The sequence below is a fragment of the Mesorhizobium sp. LMG 17147 genome (genome assembly GCF_024297145.1).
GTDB lineage: Bacteria > Pseudomonadota > Alphaproteobacteria > Rhizobiales > Rhizobiaceae > Mesorhizobium.
On the sequence record NZ_JANCTC010000005.1, the window covers coordinates 265582 to 281246 of the forward strand.

14 protein-coding genes are annotated in these 15665 nt (G+C 63.8%); 11 read left to right on the forward strand and 3 right to left on the reverse strand.

Annotated elements, in window-relative coordinates; all coding sequences use genetic code 11:
* Positions 1 to 95 precede the first annotated feature (95 nt).
* The 7 genes from NMG46_RS12670 (at position 96) to NMG46_RS12700 (ending at position 7198) form a co-directional block, all read left to right on the forward strand.
* Positions 96 to 455, forward strand: a complete 360-nt coding sequence (locus NMG46_RS12670; RefSeq protein ID WP_254817968.1) for a hypothetical protein — start codon at positions 96 to 98, stop codon at positions 453 to 455.
* A 147-nt stretch (positions 456 to 602) separates the two neighbouring features.
* On the forward strand, positions 603 to 1055 hold the full coding sequence (locus NMG46_RS12675; RefSeq protein WP_254817969.1) for an Rrf2 family transcriptional regulator: 453 nt from the start codon (positions 603 to 605) through the stop codon (positions 1053 to 1055).
* 49 nt (positions 1056 to 1104) lie between these two features.
* The gene (locus NMG46_RS12680; protein WP_254817970.1) at positions 1105 to 2451 is read left to right on the forward strand and encodes an FAD/NAD(P)-binding protein; all 1347 of its coding nucleotides are present in this window, start codon (positions 1105 to 1107) and stop codon (positions 2449 to 2451) included.
* A 317-nt stretch (positions 2452 to 2768) separates the two neighbouring features.
* Positions 2769 to 2969, forward strand: a complete 201-nt coding sequence (locus NMG46_RS12685) for a helix-turn-helix domain-containing protein (protein ID WP_254817971.1) — start codon at positions 2769 to 2771, stop codon at positions 2967 to 2969.
* A 325-nt stretch (positions 2970 to 3294) separates the two neighbouring features.
* Positions 3295 to 4719: a pyridoxal-phosphate dependent enzyme gene (locus NMG46_RS12690; protein WP_254817972.1), complete on the forward strand. Its 1425-nt coding sequence runs from the start codon at positions 3295 to 3297 to the stop codon at positions 4717 to 4719.
* Positions 4716 to 5897, forward strand: coding sequence for a cystathionine gamma-synthase (locus NMG46_RS12695; protein WP_254817973.1), 1182 nt, complete (start codon positions 4716 to 4718; stop codon positions 5895 to 5897). Before NMG46_RS12690 ends, NMG46_RS12695 begins: the two co-directional genes overlap by 4 nt.
* 323 nt (positions 5898 to 6220) lie before the next feature.
* Positions 6221 to 7198, forward strand: a complete 978-nt coding sequence (locus NMG46_RS12700; RefSeq protein WP_254817974.1) for a GlxA family transcriptional regulator — start codon at positions 6221 to 6223, stop codon at positions 7196 to 7198.
* Positions 7199 to 7348: 150 nt separating this feature from the next.
* On the opposite strand, the gene NMG46_RS12705 is transcribed toward NMG46_RS12700, so the two are convergent.
* Positions 7349 to 7636 carry a GIY-YIG nuclease family protein gene (locus NMG46_RS12705; protein ID WP_254818077.1) on the reverse strand — a complete coding sequence of 96 codons (288 nt, stop codon included), beginning with the start codon at positions 7634 to 7636 and terminating at the stop codon, positions 7349 to 7351.
* 272 nt (positions 7637 to 7908) lie between these two features.
* Here NMG46_RS12705 and NMG46_RS12710 point away from each other — a divergent pair, with 272 nt between their 5' ends.
* The 4 genes from NMG46_RS12710 (at position 7909) to NMG46_RS12725 (ending at position 12782) form a co-directional block, all read left to right on the forward strand.
* Positions 7909 to 9213: a Xaa-Pro peptidase family protein gene (locus NMG46_RS12710; RefSeq protein WP_254817975.1), complete on the forward strand. Its 1305-nt coding sequence runs from the start codon at positions 7909 to 7911 to the stop codon at positions 9211 to 9213.
* Positions 9214 to 9233: 20 nt separating this feature from the next.
* Positions 9234 to 9911, forward strand: a complete 678-nt coding sequence (locus NMG46_RS12715) for an isochorismatase family protein (protein WP_254817976.1) — start codon at positions 9234 to 9236, stop codon at positions 9909 to 9911.
* A 16-nt stretch (positions 9912 to 9927) separates the two neighbouring features.
* The gene (locus NMG46_RS12720; RefSeq protein ID WP_254817977.1) at positions 9928 to 10929 is read left to right on the forward strand and encodes an alpha/beta hydrolase; all 1002 of its coding nucleotides are present in this window, start codon (positions 9928 to 9930) and stop codon (positions 10927 to 10929) included.
* A gap of 212 nt (positions 10930 to 11141) precedes the next feature.
* A complete protein-coding gene (locus NMG46_RS12725; protein ID WP_254817978.1) occupies positions 11142 to 12782 on the forward strand; it encodes an ABC transporter substrate-binding protein in 1641 nt (546 codons plus the stop codon).
* A 49-nt stretch (positions 12783 to 12831) separates the two neighbouring features.
* Here the strand turns inward: NMG46_RS12725 and NMG46_RS12730 are convergent, their stop codons facing one another.
* Both NMG46_RS12730 and NMG46_RS12735 read right to left on the reverse strand, forming a co-directional pair.
* A complete protein-coding gene (locus NMG46_RS12730; protein ID WP_254817979.1) occupies positions 12832 to 14319 on the reverse strand; it encodes an aspartate aminotransferase family protein in 1488 nt (495 codons plus the stop codon).
* Positions 14320 to 14344: 25 nt separating this feature from the next.
* On the reverse strand, positions 14345 to 15430 hold the full coding sequence (locus NMG46_RS12735) for a PLP-dependent cysteine synthase family protein (protein WP_254817980.1): 1086 nt from the start codon (positions 15428 to 15430) through the stop codon (positions 14345 to 14347).
* Between the last annotated feature and the right edge of the window lie 235 nt (positions 15431 to 15665).

The following is a 15665-nucleotide window of genomic DNA, read 5'->3' on the forward strand; positions in this document are numbered from 1 at the left end:
CCAATCGGCTCGGCCTTGTTAGAAAAAGTCGTCTGGCTAGGGCAGTTGCCCATTCGCACGCTTCTGGGTGATGGCCCGGGTTAGAACCAGCATCCTTGCCCGGGAACCCCTTCCACGCCGTCCATGCCCACAACAAGGATTTTCCCGTTTTCGCCCTGCATCGGCAAACCCGTGCTGTGAATAGCCAGGAAATTGGAAACAAGTTCCCTGTGTTCGCGGTTAAGTCTAGTATGCTTATCGACATTGAAGGATTGGAGAGGACGATGAGCGACGCCACCCTCCTTGTTGCCGTGCGCGGCATGCTTTGGCCTTCAAATTCAGGGGCAGAAGCTGCCGTCGGCATTCTCGCCGATCGGGACATTCCTGCCACCGGCCAGTTTGCCGGTGTGCCATTCGCGGCGGCTCCTGTGCTCGCAAGGGCACAAGCCCCGACCAGAATGGCCATTGCGGCTTGAAAACGAAGCAAAATCAACGTTTCTCGGCTTGTATATCATGTCACTAGAATTTATCTGTAGTGACAGCTTGGACGCGGCGCGGAGGCACGCCAGGCGTTTCGCAACCGGTGGCCTTGCGCCATCGCATGACAGAGAAACGTTCGGGTTATGCTCACGAAAAAAGGTAAGTACGGCCTCAAGGCGCTCGTCCATCTGGCGCGCCTGCCGGTTGGACAGCTCGCCTTCGTCAACGACATCGCTACAGGAAACAATATTCCGAAGAAGTTCCTTGATGCCATTCTTGGCGAATTGCGCAGTGCGGGGTTCGTCCAGAGCCGCAAGGGCAAGGACGGCGGCTATCGGCTGGCGCGCCCGGCGGACGAGATCAAGGTCGGCCACGTCGTGCGCGTGCTCGACGGGCCGCTTGCCCCCATTCCTTGCGCCAGCCGCACCCAGTATCAGCGCTGCGAAGACTGCAACGAGGCGACATGCCAAGTCCGACACCTGATGCTGGAGGTCCGGCAGGCCATCGCCGAGGTGCTGGATCAGCGCAGCCTCGCCGAAATGCGCGATATCGTCGGCGACGAAGACTTTTCGGCGGCGTTGAAAATCCAGGCCTGAACCAATCTCTCCTGAGCCGGCGACGATCGCCAGCACAGCTGGTGTGCGTATGACCGGGCGCGTTACGCCAAATTCGATCATCATTGTCGGTGGCGGCGCCAGCGGCGTCGTGCTTGCGGCGCATCTGCTGAAGTCGCCCAATCCCGATCTCCGCGTCAGCCTGATCGAAAAACGCCCGCATTTTGGGCAAGGCATGGCCTATTCAACGCTGCTGTCGGCGCATGTGCTGAATGTCAGCGCGTCGGGCATGAGCGCCTATGCCGACGATCCGGGCAATTTCTTGCGCTGGCTGCTTGAACGCGGGATAGCGACGCCGGAACAGGCGCCGGTCTATGCACCGCGCAGCGTCTACGCCCGCTATCTCAAGGAGCTGCTCGACGAGCTCGAGACGCGTGAGCAGCAGACGGGCCGGCTGCGCCTGATCCGCGAGGAGAGCCTGTCGATCTCGCCGACCGCCTCCGGCGTCGAGGTGACGCTGGCCAACGGCACCAGCGTGGTCGCGCATCTTGCCGTGCTCGCCACCGGGCATGACGAAGAGCCGGGGGCGGGGCAGGGGCATGCGATCAGGATGGGATCCGAGGCGGACACTGCGCTCGACCCCGAAGCCCAAGTCCTGGTGCTGGGCACCGGCTTGAGCATGGTCGATGCCTTCCTGTCGCTCGAGCAGCGCGGCCACCGCGGCGCGATCGTCGCGGTGTCGCGGCGCGGCCTGCTGCCTTCGCCGCATCGCAAGGGCAATCCGATCAAGCTCGACGTCGCCGACATTCCGCTCGGTACCCAGCTTTCCTATTTCGTCGGCTGGTTCCGCGACCTGATCCGGGAAAACCAGAAGGCCGGTATCGACTGGCGCGACGTCGTCGACGGTCTGAGACCCTTCAACCAGAAGATCTGGCAGAACTGGCCGTCCTCGGCCAAGCGCCGCTTCGTCGAGCACACCAAGGCCTGGTGGGACATCCACCGCCATCGCATGGCGCCGGAAGTCTACACCCGCGTTGCCGAGGCAGTGCAAGCGGGCCGCATCCGCCTTGTCGCCGGGCGCGTCGTCGAGATCGCCGCGGGCGACGGCTTCAGCGTACAGGTCCAGTCGCGCCACACGCAGCAGCTCGAAAGGTTCGACGTCACCCGCATCTATGATTGCACCGGCATCGCCAGGGACATCTCGACCACCTCGAACAGCGTGGTACGGTCGCTGGTCGAGCGTGGACTGGCACGGCCGGATCCGCTGCGCCTCGGCCTCGACGTGACCGCGAACTGCGAGGTCATCGCCGGCGACGGCACGGTATCCGCCAAGATCCTCGCCGTCGGGCCACTGACGCGCGGCACCTTCTTCGAAATCGACGCCATTCCCGATATTCGCGTGCAGTGCGCGCGGCTGAGCAAGCGCTTGCTCGGATGAGGACCTCTTGGTCTAGACGCAATGTGGATGCAATACCGCCGCCGTTGGGTGAAAAGACCTCGACGGCATAACCGCGTTCGCTGAAGGCGAACCAGGGTGCGGGAGCTCGCTCCACCAGAAGTCAGCCCGTGGTGGTCGAGACAGCTAAGCGATGACGCCACGTTCGGCCGTCTCGCATTTGACCGGATTGGTGTCGCGTACGCTCGTTTTCGGTCTCCTCCACGGATTTTGTAGTCGGCGAGGCCGTAAGCCGACCCTGGCCAGATGGCCGGGCAAATTCTGCTTTCGTCGTCACCGTGCCTTGCCTACCATGGCGCATGACCCAACGGGGAAGACTCTACGGCTGTCCGGTCGAGTTCGCGCTCGACGCGCTCGGCGGCAAATGGAAGACGGTGATCCTGGCGCGCATCAAGGAACAGCCGATGCGCTATTCCGAACTGCGCCGGCTGATCCCCTCGCTTTCCGACAAGATGCTGAAGACCTCGTCAGCCTCTCGGTCTATATCGCCGGCGACCTGAACATAGGGCCGGCCTTCGGCGCTTGGATGGCCTTCTGGGCAAACCGTGGCGCGCCGCCGATCATCAAGGTGCTGCGCGTCGCCGGCCTCGGCAATCCGGATTTTCTGATCGAGATCGAAGCCCAGGCCGCGATCGCCTGAACCCTGAGCAGGTTCTGCAAATCTTTTGCCTTGCCTGGAGCCGGCGAAGCTTTCGCGAAATTCCATTCCCCTGCTGGCGGCCGGATTGGCACGATCTATCTTCTTTCCAACTGCAAACGGCTGGAAAAGACGGTAGGTTGCCGTCTTCCAGGGCGGTTGCTCATTCTGGCAACGGAGCATCTGACATGAGCAAGCACAAGATCGTGGCACAAGACGATGCATCGTCCCGCCTGCGCCCGCCCTATGCCTCGGTTCTCGACCTGATCGGGCAGACGCCGGTCGTCGAGCTGACCAAATTCGACATCGGCAAGTGCCGGCTGTTCATCAAGCTCGAAAGCCAGAATCCCGGCGGCTCGATCAAGGACCGCATCGCGCTGTCGATGATTGCCGCCGCCGAAAAACAGGGCAAACTGAAACGCGGCGGGACGATCGTCGAGGCGACCGCCGGCAACACCGGTCTTGGTCTCGCCCAGGTCGGCATCCCCAAGGGCTACCACATCATCCTCGTCGTGCCTGACAAGATGTCGCGCGAAAAGATCCAGCATCTGCGGGCGCTCGGCGCGGAAGTGCGCATGACGCGTTCCGATGTCGGCAAGGGCCATGCCGAATATTATCAGGACATGGCCGAAAAGATCGCCGCCGAGCTGCCCGGCGCCTTCTACGCCAACCAGTTTGCCAACCCGGCCAATCCGCTCGCCCACGAGACCACGACTGGGCCGGAAATCTTTCAACAGCTCGAAGGCGATGTCGATGCGGTGGTCGTCGGCGTCGGCTCAGGCGGCACACTGACCGGGCTCGGCCGCTACTTTGCGAAAGTCTCGCCGAAGACCGAGATGGTGCTCGCCGATCCGGTCGGCTCGGTGCTGGCGCCCCTGATCAAGACAGGCAAGATGGTTGAGGCCGGAAGCTGGACCGTCGAAGGCATCGGCGAGGATTTCGTGCCGCCCAATGCCGATCTGTCGCTGGTCAGGAAGGCCTATTCCATCCCCGATAAGCAGAGCATGCTTGCAGTGCGCGACCTGCTTTCGAAGGAAGGCATTCTCGCCGGCTCGTCGTCGGGCACGCTGCTTTCGGCAGCACTCCGCTATTGCCGGGAGCAGACCGTGTCGAAGCGTGTCGTCACCTTCGTCTGCGACAGCGGCAACAAGTATCTGTCGAAAGTCTTCGACGACTTCTGGCTAGCCGAGCAGGGCCTTGCCGAGCAGGAGCAGCATGGCGACCTGCGCGACCTGGTTATGCGCACGCTCCGCACCGGCGATGTCGTGTCCGTCGGCCCCGACGAAAGCCTGCTCAACGCCTATGGCCGCATGCGCCGCTCGGATGTCTCGCAACTGCCAGTGCTGGACGAGGGCAAGCTCGTCGGCATCATCGACGAAAGCGATATCCTGGCCAAGGTCGAAGGTCCCTATGACAGCCGCTGGGACCGCTTCAAGGCCCCGGTTAGGACGGCGATGACCACCAATCTGCACACGCTGCAGGCCAGCCAGACGCTGGACGCGCTGCTGCCGGTGTTCGACCGCAACGAGGTCGCCATCGTCTTCGACGGCGACGAATTTATTGGCCTGATAACCCGCATCGACCTGATCAACCATCTGAGGCGCGCCCGATGACCATAAAAGCCACTGTATCGGGCAAAAACCGCCTCGCCTTCTCGACCCGCACCATCCATGGCGGCCAGAGCCACGACCCGACGACGGGCGCGGTGATGGTGCCGATCTACGCCACCTCGACCTATGGCCAGCAGAGCCCGGGCGTGCACAAGGGCTTTGAGTATGCCCGCAGCCAGAACCCGACCCGCTTTGCTTTCGAGCGCGCTGTGGCCGACCTCGAAAGCGGCACAGCCGCTTTCGCTTTCGCTTCGGGGCTGGCGGCGATCGCCACGGTGTTTGAATTGCTTGATTCAGGCGCGCATATCGTCGCCACCGACGACATCTATGGCGGCACGTTCCGGCTGCTGGAACGGGTGCGCAAGCGCTCGGCCAATTTGCAGGTCGACTTCGTCGACTTCACCGATCTTGCCGCGGTCGAAGCGGCGATCCGCCCGGAAACCAAAATGCTCTGGGTCGAGACGCCGACCAATCCGCTGCTGCGTGTCGTCGACCTCGAAGGCGTCGCAGCACTGGCCAGGCGCAAAGGCGTGCTTTCGGTCGCCGACAACACCTTCTGCAGCCCCTATCTGCAGCGGCCGCTGGAGCTCGGCATCGACATATCAGTGCATTCGACTACCAAATACCTCAATGGCCATTCCGATATGGTCGGCGGCGTCACCGTGGTCGGCGACAACAAGGATCTGGCCGACCGGCTGAAATTCCTGCAGAACGCCATCGGTGCCATTTCCGGGCCGTTCGACAGTTTCCTGGCGCTGCGCGGCTTGAAGACGCTGGCGCTCAGGATGGAGCGCCATTCGTCCAACGGCCAGAAGATCGCGCACTGGCTGGAAAGCCGCCCCGACATCCGTCGTGTCATCTATCCCGGCCTTCCCAGCCATCCGCAGCACGCCATCGCCAGGCGGCAGATGCACGCCTTCGGCGGCATGATCACGGTCGAGCTCGACCGCGACCTCGCCGGCACCAAGCGCTTCCTCGAACACACGCAACTGTTCACGCTGGCCGAAAGCCTTGGCGGCGTCGAAAGCCTGATCGAGCACCCGGCGCTGATGACGCATGGCTCGATCCCCGCGAAAAAACGCGCCGAGATCGGGATTTCCGATTCGCTGGTGCGCTTATCGGCCGGGATCGAGGATGGTGACGATCTGATTGCGGATCTGGATCAGGCGCTGGCGAGCTGAGCCCGGCAGCAAGAACCTTGCGAGACGTCGGCGGACAGTGCCCCGCTGCCCTACCGGGCATCTCGGCCACGAGGGGTGAGATTGGCCGTCATCTTGCGCTTTCGCCAACCTCCAATACTGAAACACGGACGGGACGGCGAAGCTGCCAATCTCCCCCCTCGAGGAGGAGATGTCCGGCAGGACAGGGGGCGTGAAGGATCGCCAACGAGCGGCGCTTGTTCTGCATCCATATCCATGTGTCTTACATTCTATTCCGTTGACCTTGGCGCCATCTGGCAGAATTGTAGCTTCCTGATCCACCTTGCTGCCTGGCTCCGGAAGCTATGAACAACCGACAACGCAACCAACCGACGGCAAGCGATACCCCGCTCACCTTCGCCATCCTGGTTTTCCCCGGCTTTCCGATGATGGCGTTCAGTTCGGTTATCGAGCCGTTGCGCGCCGCCAACGTACTGGCCAAGCGGGACTGCTATCGCTGGATTATCGTCGGCGCCGAGAGGGGGCCGGTCGAGGCCTCGAATGGCGTCGTCATCCAGCCCGGTTTTTCCGCCCATGACGCGCCGAAGGTCGATCGCATCGTCGTCTGCTCAGGCGGAGATGCCGATCATCTCGTCGCGTACGATGCCGTGAGCTGGATCCGCAAGAGCCTGCGCGGTGGCGCCCATATCGGTGCTGTGGCGGATGCGGCGTTCTTCCTTGCCCGCGCGGGCCTGCTCGACGGCCATGCCTGCACCTTGCACTGGACCAGCCAGGCCGCTTTCACCGAGGCCTTTCCGGACATCGAGCTGAGGCGCGATCTCTACGTCATCGACCGCAAGCGCTTCACCTCGGCCGGCGGTGTCGGCAGCCTCGACATGATGCTGGAGATCATCACCCGCGATTATGGCGCCGAACTCGCGGCCGGCGTCGCCGAATGGTTCGTGCACAGCCCGCTGCGCTCCAGCGTCGACCGCAAGCTGATGCCGCTGCGCTTACGCACCGGCGTGCAGAACGAACTGGTGCTGTCGGCCATCGCCATCATGGAGGATGCAGTCGAGGAACGGCTCGGCATGGCGGAGTTGGCGAATAGGCTTGGCGTCTCCTCCGACAAGCTCGAACGCAATTTTCGCTCCGAGCTCAGCATTTCGCCCAACGGCTACTACCGCCGGCTGCGGCTGAAGCGTGCCGCCGATCTTTTGGCCCATTCGACGCTGATGGTGCGCGACGTGGCGCTCGCCTGCGGCTTTGCCTCGATGTCGAGCTTTGCGCGGGCGTTTCGGGAAGAGCATGGGCATGCGCCGAAGGTGATGAGAAGGCATTAGGGGCCTCTGCAAGCCGCAAACGTCGGAGATTAGCCGAACACCCCTCCGTTCGTCATCCCAGGGCGGAGCAAGGAGCGAAGCGACGCGGCGCAGACCCTGGGATCCATGCCGTTACCTCGCGGCAGTGCGCCTGCGGACCAGAACCGAATGCTACCACCCCGTCCCGCGAAAAAGCTCGAACCATTCCGCATTGGTCTTCTCGATCAGCTCGATCTTCCATTGGCGTGGCCAGCGCTTCAGCGACTTCTCGCGCTGGATGGCGTCGACAATGTCGAAATGTTCCTCATACCAGACCAGACGCCGCACACCGTAACGGCTGGTGAACCGCGAGCCCTCGCCGGATTTGTGCTCCGGCATGCGGCGGCCGAGGTCGTTGGTAACCCCGATATAGATCGTACCGCGCTTCTGGCTTGCGGTCATATAGGTATAGCCGGTCATGGTTGAAGGGTAGCTGGCGCCTGTGCCGACGCAAGTGCCGTTCTGAACCGTTGCATTCTTCGGCAGATGCAATGGCATGGATCCCAGGGTCTGCGCCGCGTCGCTTCGCTCCTTGCTCCGCCCTAGGATGACGAAAACGTTCGGGCTCACAGTCAATCGCCGAGGTAATTGAAGGGGGCTGCCGCCTAGCGGCATACGGCACAACACCTGCGGGATTCCGCACAGCCTCTGCGCAACGCATGGCTCATCGTCGCCGCTTCCAGGAGGCACCCATGAGCATTGTCGTTTTTGACCCCGACAGCACCGAGGACGTCGACTTCAAGGACCGCATGCGCCATCCGGCGGCGGCCGATCCGGCCGGCGGCATGTGGCTGTCCGATACCGAGCCGTCCTTCATCGACGCCGACGCGCTGCGCAAGGGGCGCCTTGCCAGGCTGCGTGCCTGGATGCGCGAGGCCGGCTATGGCGGCGTCGTCCTGTTCGACCCCTACAACCAACGTTACGCCACCGGTTCGCGCAACATGTTCGGCTATTTCCTGCGCAACTCGACGCGCTACTTCTTCATCCCCAGCGAAGGGCCGATCGTGCTGTTCGAATATCCGCAGAGCTACCATGTCTCGATGGTGCTCGACACGATCGACGAGGCGCGTCCGTCCAAGCTGGTATGGTCTTCGGTGTCGGGCCGCGACGACGAAACCGCGGGTCCTTTCGCCGACGAGGTCGCCGATTTGCTCAAGGCGCATGGCGGCGGCTCGATGAAGCTCGGCCTCGACCGCTGCAGCCATCTGCAGGCGCTGGCGCTCGAAAAGCGCGGCTGCGACGTCCGCGATTGCCAGGGCGAGATTTTGGCGGTGCGCGCGGTCAAGACGCCCGAGGAAGTAAAATGCCTGCAGGTGTCGATGGCCGGCGCCGAGGCCGCGGTCTATGCCGTGCGCGAGGCGATCAAGCCCGGCGTTTCCGAAAACGAGCTGTTCGCCATCATGTATGGCGAGGTGATCCGGCAGGGCGGCGAGTTCATCGAAACCCGTTTGCTGACCTCGGGCCAGCGCACCAACCCTTGGTTCAACGAAGCGAGCGGCCGCAAGATCAGGCCGGGCGAACTCTTGGCGCTCGATACCGACACGATCGGCTGCTACGGCTATTATTCGGATTTCTCGCGCACCTTCCGCTGCGGCCCGGGCAGGCCGACGGATTACCAGAAGTCGCTCTACAAGATGGCGCACGACCAGGTTCAGCACAATATCGGGGTCGTCAAGCCCGGCATGGCGTTTCGCGAGATTGCCGAAAAGGCCTGGAAGATCCCGGACCGCTTCGTCGACCAGCGCTATACCTCGGTCATGCACGGCGTCGGCATGCATGGCGAGACGCCGTTCATCGCGCACTCCATGGATTACGAAACCTATGGTCGCGACGGGGTCATCGTGCCCGGCATGGTGGTCAGCGTCGAAAGCTATATCGGCGAGAAGGGCGGCCGCGAGGGCGTCAAGCTGGAGGACGAGATCCTGATCACCGAGACCGGCACCGAACTTCTGTCGCGCTTCCCCTACGAGGACGATTTTCTTGACACGCACGTTTGAGTGCTGACAGGCAGTTTTGCATGAAAAGCCCGATCTCGATCAAGCCCGGCAAGGCGGCGGCGGTGTTCATCGATCTCCAGGAGGAGCATCGGCGGGACAAGCGCTATCTGGTCGAAGGCTATGGCGATATCCTCGCCAACGTACAGCGCCTGCAGGCAGCAGCACGAGCCAATCATGTGCCTTTGTATCACTGGGCCTATGTCGTCGATGTCGCCACAGCACGGCCGTTCCACCCGGTCGAGACCAACGGCAAGTCGGCCTTTTCCGACAAGGACGATCCGCTGACGGCGATCTGTCCGGAAGTGGCGCCTGCAGCCGGCGAGACGATGATGGTCAAGACGCAGGCCAGCGCCTTTGGTGGAGGGCCTGCCGCCGGGCGGCTCAAGGCCGACGGCATCGAATGGCTGGTCGTTGCCGGCGTCTGGACCGAGGCCTGCATCGATGCCACCGTCAAAGATGCGGTGGCGCTCGGGTTTCGCGTGCTGCTGGTCAAGGATGCCTGCGGCAGCGGCAGCACGGCGATGCACCAGACGGCCATCCTCAACCTCGCCAACCGGCTCTATGGCGGTGCCGTCACCACCACCGAGGCCGCCTGCCGGCTGCTGGCCGGCGAGACGGTCGATGCCTGGCAGGTCGAGGGCTCGGTGCCGCTGCGTTTCAGCTACGAAAACGCCGCCCGGCTCTACGCCGAGCTCTGAGCGGGATCGCGCCGCGATGGTCACCGAAGCCGAGCGACCCGAAACGACAGACCGCGGAAAATACCTGACGCTGCTCGATCCGGAGCTGTGGGCCTATATCGATCGGGTCAACGAGTGGTATCCGCCCGAAATCGTCTACATGCCGATCGACAGGCAGCGGGCGGTCTATGATGCCATGTGCCGGGCGTTTCGCGAGCCCTATCCACCCGGCGTCAAGGCCAGCGACAGCAGCGTCGGCGACCGTGCGATCCCGGTCCGGCGTTACCATATGGCGGGAACGGCGCCGCAGGCGATGGTCGTCTATTATCACGGCGGCGGTTTCGTGCTTGGCGGGCTCGACAGCCATGACGACATCTGCGCCGAGATCTGCGCCGGCACCGGCTTTGCGGTTCTGTCCGCCGACTACCGGCTGGCGCCGGAACATCTGCATCCGGCGGCCTTCGCGGATGCGCTGGCGGTGTTCGAATGGGCTGCGGCGACGACCGGCTTGCCGATCGTGCTCTGCGGCGAGAGCGCCGGCGGCAACCTGGCCGCAGCAGTGGCGCAGGCGACGCGCCGCCATCCTCGCCGCGCGATCGGCCAGGTGCTGATCTATCCCGAGCTCGGCGGTGACGAGCTAGACGGCCCAGAGCTGGACCGCAAAGCGCGCACCGGCTCCTATATCGAGCACGCCGAAGCGCCGCTGCTGACGTTGCGGGACGTCGAATTCTATCGGCATATCCGGGCAGCGAAGGGGCAGTCGCCGGACGACCCGACATTTTCGCCACTTAACGATAGCGACTTCTCCGGCCTGCCGCCGACGGTCATCGTCACCGCGCAATGCGATCCGCTGTCATCGGACGGCCAGACCTATCGCGACCGCATCCTTGCCGCCGGCGGTAAGGCATGGTGGCGCGAGGAGCCGCGCCTCGTGCACAGTTTCCTGCGCGCCCGCAAGACCGTGCCGCGCGCCAGCGAGGCCTTTGATCGCATCGTCGCGGCCATAGCCGCGCTGGGCGGGGGTAAGTGGCCGGAGTGACGGCGGAGTGCGGCTCTCATGCCGGCCAGGCAAGCGCAGAAATCCGCTCTCCTCAAGCTCCCCACTGCGGAACAGCGCACAACAACTGCGGAAACCCGAACACTTGCCCGCTCAAGCCAGCATTATCATCACCTCACGTAAGGCGCCCCTGCGAAACGCATCCACCCCCGCGGCGCGGTCGGTCGGAGGCGCCCAACAAAGAGGGAACGACGATGAAGTTCATGCTGACCGATCGGAAATTGCATCCGCAGGCCGCGCCCGTCGCCGACGGCTTCAAGAAGGGCCAGATGAACCGGCGCGAATATCTCGCCACCATGGCCGCGTTTGGTGTCAGCGCTGCCGGCGCGCTGGCGCTTGGCGGGCTTGCTCCGTCACCGGCCAGGGCCGAGGAGGCGAAGCGCGGCGGCGTCTTGCGCGTTGCCATGAACGTCAAGGGCTGGAAGGATCCGCGCACCTTCGACGGCGTCGAGATGTCCAACGTCGCCCGCCAGTGTAATGAATATCTGGTGCGCTGGAACCGCGACTTCACCTTCGAGCCATGGCTGCTCGAGAGCTGGGAGACCAGCGACGATGCCCGCGTGCTGACGCTGCATGTCCGCAAAGGCGTCAACTGGTCGAACGGCGACACCTTCAACGCCGACGATGTCATTCACAATCTGACGCGCTGGTGCGATGCGTCCGTCGCCGGCAATTCTGTCGCCGCGCGGATGGGCGCGCTGGTCAACGCGGACACCAAGAAAGCCGTCGACGGCGGCATCGAACGCGTCGACGACTTCACCGTGCGGCTCAATTTGCCCAAGCCCGACATTTCACTGATTGCCGGCATGGCCGACTATCCGGCACTGATCATGCACCGCAGCTATGAAGGCGACGGCGACCCGATGAAGGCATTGGCGATCACAACCGGGCCGTGCGAACTCGTGGCATGGGACGCCGAGGTCGGCGCCGAAGTCCGCCGCAAGGACAAGCCATGGTGGAAGGGCGAGTTCCACCTCGACGGCATCAAATGGGTCGACTACGGCTCCGACCCCAACGCCATGCTGTCGGCCTTCGAATCGGGCGAGATCGACACCGACCACGAAACCGCCTCCGACACGGTTGCGCAGACCGACTCCATGGGCCTGAGCAATTCCGAGATCGCCACCGGCTCGACGATCGTCGCGCGTTTCAATGTCGCCAATCCGCCCTATGACGACATCAAGGTGCGCCGCGCCGCCCAGCTCGCCGTCGACAACGCCGCTGTGCTGAAGATCGGCATGGACAACCGCGGCAAGCCGGCCGAGAACCATCATGTCGGGCCGATGCATCCCGAATATGCCGATATCGGCCCAGCCGTGCGCAACATCGATCAAGCCAAGGCCCTGCTCGCCGAGGCCGGCAAGGCCGATCACGAATACGAGCTCATTTCGGTCGACGTCGACTGGCAAAGGAGCACCGGCGACGCCATCGCAGCGCAGATGCGCGAGGCTGGGCTGAAGATCAAGCGCACGGTGCTGCCGGCCGCCACCTTCTGGAACGACTGGAGCAAATATCCGTTCTCCTGCACCGAATGGCTCGGCCGGCCGCTGGGCGTGCAGGTGCTGGCGCTGGCCTACAAATCGGGCGCCGCCTGGAACGAGAGCGCCTACGCCAATCCGGAATTCGACAGCCTGCTCGACAAGGCGCTGGCGATGCCCGATGCCGGTGCCCGCAAGGAGATCATGGCAAAGATCGAGCAGAATCTCCGCGATTCCGGCATCATCATCCAGCCCTACTGGCGCTCGGTCTACCGCACCTACCGCAAGGGCGTCCATGGCTGCGAGCAGCACCAGTCGCTCGAGCAGCATTTCGAGAAGGTCTGGCTCGAGGCGTGAGTCGTGCCGCTCGACGGAAAGCCGGCGCGCAGGGCAGCGGAAGCCGGCGTCAGCCGGCGGTGCCCGCCCTTGAAATCTCCCGCCCGAGGCGCACCGTTTCCCGCACCAGCAGGTCCAGATCGTCGCGCCGGGTACGGTGGTTGTTGATGGCGACCCTGAGGCAATGCTGGCCAAGCACCGTCGTGTCGGAAATGGCGGCGATGCCTTCTTCCTGCAGCCTCAGCATGATCTCGGTGTTGAGCGCTTTCAGGCGCTCAGCGTCCAACCCATCGGCGCGATAGCGAAAGCAGACGATGTTGATGTTCACCGGCGCCACCAGCTGGAGCGCCGGTTCGGCCTCGATCAGCTGACCGAGATACTGCCCTTGCGCGATGTTCTGGTCGATCAGCCGGCCGAACTTTTCGATGCCATGTTCTCTCAGCGCCATCCACACCTTCAGCGCCCGGAAGCCGCGTGAGGTCTGCAAGCCGTAGTCGTGCAGCCATTGGCCGGAGGCCAGGCCGCGCGGCGTCGATTCCAGATATTCCGGCGTCACCGCGAACGTGCGGCGATGCGCGGAGGCATCCCGGATCAGCGCGCAGCCGACCTCGAAGGGCGCGTGCAGCCATTTATGCGGATCGAGCGCGATTGAGTGGGCGTGCTCGATGCCGGCAACGCGATGCGAATTGTCCGCCGCAATCGCAAGCAAGGCGCCGATGCAGCCATCGACGTGAAACCACAGATCCTCTTTTGCCGCCAGGTCGGCCAGCGCTTGCAGGTCGTCGATTGCGCCGGTGTTCACCGTGCCGGCCGTACCGATCACGCAGACCGGCTTGAAACCGGCGTCACGGTCCTCGGCGATCGCCGCCCGCAACGCAGCGATGTCGATCCGCAGCCCGGCATCGCTCGGGATGCGGCGCAGCGCCCGGTTGCCGAGGCCGAGCGCCTCCATCGCCTTGCGATGACAGGAGTGAAGCTGGTCGGAGCCGTAGAAACGCAGTGGCTTGTCGATGCCGGCAACGCCGTGCTCGCGTATGTCGATGCCGGCCTTGGCGTTGCGCGCCACGGTCAGACCGATGATGTTGGCCATCGAGCCGCCGCTGACCAGCGTGCCGCTGGCCGATTGCGGAAAGCCCATCATTTCCTTGCACCAGTCGACGACCTGATTGTCCATCAGCGCGGCGGCATGGTTGCCGCCGCCGAGGTTGGAGCCCTGGATCGCCGCCAGGAAATCGCCGAGCGCGCCGGTGAAATTGCTCGAGCCCATATACCAGGACCAGAAGCGCGGATGGATGTTGCCCATCGGATAGGGCATCAAGCTCCTGGTGACGTCGCCATAGATTTCTGCCAGCGGCGCCGGCGAACGCGGCAGCGGCGATGTGAAGAAGGTCCTCACATCGACCGGCATCTCCTGCCACACCGGACGCTCTCTGACATCGCGCAGGTAAGCGACGGCATCGTCGACGATCCGATGCGACAGGACCTGCACATCGGCCCAGTTCGAGGGGTCAAGCGTTTCCTCGCTGGCCGTGACGGCCAATCCAGGTTTCGTGTCCATGCAGGCCGCTCCCGATGTGCCGCCGTCACGCCGGAAACTGGCAGCCGGGCGTCGACTGCGAAAGCGCGGTCTCCTCGGCGTCCATCTCCGCTTCGATGCCGTCGAACAGCGGCGTGGTCATGTAACGTTCGCCGGTGTCGGGAAGCATGCACAGGATCACCGAGCCGGGCACCGCCTTTTCCGCGATCTGCCGCGCTACCGCGAAGGTCGCGCCGCCAGAGATGCCGGTGAAAATCCCTTCCTTCTGCGCCAGCGCCTTGGCCCATTTCATGCCCTCGGGCCCGGCAATCGGCACCACCTCGTCGTAGAGGCTTGTGTCGATCGCCTCCTGCAGCACGTCCGGAATGAAGTCAGGCGTCCAGCCCTGGATCGGATGCGGCTCGAACGCTGGATGGCTGGCGGCAGGCGCGCCGCCGGCGCCGCGCTGCTGCGGCTTGCCGCTGCCGATAAGCTGCGCATTGGCCGGTTCGGCGAGCATGATCCGGGTCTCCGGCCGTTCGCGGCGCAGCACGCGTCCGACGCCGGCGACGGTGCCGCCCGTGCCATAGCCGGTGACGAAACAGTCGAGCCGCGAGCCGGCGAAATCGTTGATGATCTCGCGCGCCGTGGTCGCTTCGTGAATGGCGGCATTGGCTTTGGTCTCGAACTGGCGGGCAAGGAACCAGCCATTGGCCTCGGCGAGCTCCACCGCCTTCTTGTACATGCCGAAACCCTTCTGGGCGCGCGGCGTCAGCACCACCTTGGCGCCCAGCATGCGCATCAGCTTGCGGCGTTCGATGGAAAAACTGTCGGCCATCGTCACCACCAGCGGATAGCCCTTCTGGGCGCAAACCATGGCCAGGCCGATGCCAGTGTTGCCGCTGGTCGCCTCGACGACGGTCTGGCCCGGCTTCAAGGCGCCGCTGCGCTCGCCCTCCTCGATGATGTTGAGCGCCAGCCTGTCCTTTACCGAGGCGGCGGGATTGAAGAACTCGGCCTTCACATAGATCGTGGCATGGTCCGGTCCGAGGTTATTGATGCGGATCACCGGCGTATCGCCGACCGTGTCGAGAATGCTGTCGAACAGACGTCCGCGCCCGGCGGTGGTTCTGATTTTCTGTTGATGCAACATGTCGATCTCCTCGCGTTTTCGTTGTCTCATGTCGTCACGGGCCGGTTACAGACCGGTGGCTTGGGCGGCGAGGTTTCGAGACCTTGCCGCGCTACATTTGCACCCCGGCAATGCCAGCATCCGGTGCGGGAATTCGCTGCCGGATGCACCGTGTCGCGTTTGGTGATAAAACAAAGGCCGACTGGCCAGCGTGGGAGCAGGCGTGGAAACTTACGTGGAATCCGCCCGATCGAGC

Bases quoted from the DNA above. Each gene is read 5' to 3' on its own strand.
- NMG46_RS12680 (WP_254817970.1), top strand. From the start codon at position 1,105: ATGACCGGGCGCGTTACGCCAAATTCGATCATCATTGTCGGTGGCGGC.
- NMG46_RS12725 (WP_254817978.1), top strand. From the start codon at position 11,142: ATGAAGTTCATGCTGACCGATCGGAAATTGCATCCGCAGGCCGCGCCC.
- NMG46_RS12730 (WP_254817979.1), bottom strand. From the start codon at position 14,319: ATGGACACGAAACCTGGATTGGCCGTCACGGCCAGCGAGGAAACGCTT.
- NMG46_RS12715 (WP_254817976.1), top strand. From the start codon at position 9,234: ATGAAAAGCCCGATCTCGATCAAGCCCGGCAAGGCGGCGGCGGTGTTC.
- NMG46_RS12710 (WP_254817975.1), top strand. From the start codon at position 7,909: ATGAGCATTGTCGTTTTTGACCCCGACAGCACCGAGGACGTCGACTTC.
- NMG46_RS12720 (WP_254817977.1), top strand. From the start codon at position 9,928: ATGGTCACCGAAGCCGAGCGACCCGAAACGACAGACCGCGGAAAATAC.
- NMG46_RS12735 (WP_254817980.1), bottom strand. From the start codon at position 15,430: ATGTTGCATCAACAGAAAATCAGAACCACCGCCGGGCGCGGACGTCTG.
- NMG46_RS12675 (WP_254817969.1), top strand. From the start codon at position 603: ATGCTCACGAAAAAAGGTAAGTACGGCCTCAAGGCGCTCGTCCATCTG.
- NMG46_RS12695 (WP_254817973.1), top strand. From the start codon at position 4,716: ATGACCATAAAAGCCACTGTATCGGGCAAAAACCGCCTCGCCTTCTCG.
- NMG46_RS12685 (WP_254817971.1), top strand. From the start codon at position 2,769: ATGACCCAACGGGGAAGACTCTACGGCTGTCCGGTCGAGTTCGCGCTC.
- NMG46_RS12700 (WP_254817974.1), top strand. From the start codon at position 6,221: ATGAACAACCGACAACGCAACCAACCGACGGCAAGCGATACCCCGCTC.
- NMG46_RS12690 (WP_254817972.1), top strand. From the start codon at position 3,295: ATGAGCAAGCACAAGATCGTGGCACAAGACGATGCATCGTCCCGCCTG.
- NMG46_RS12705 (WP_254818077.1), bottom strand. From the start codon at position 7,636: ATGACCGGCTATACCTATATGACCGCAAGCCAGAAGCGCGGTACGATC.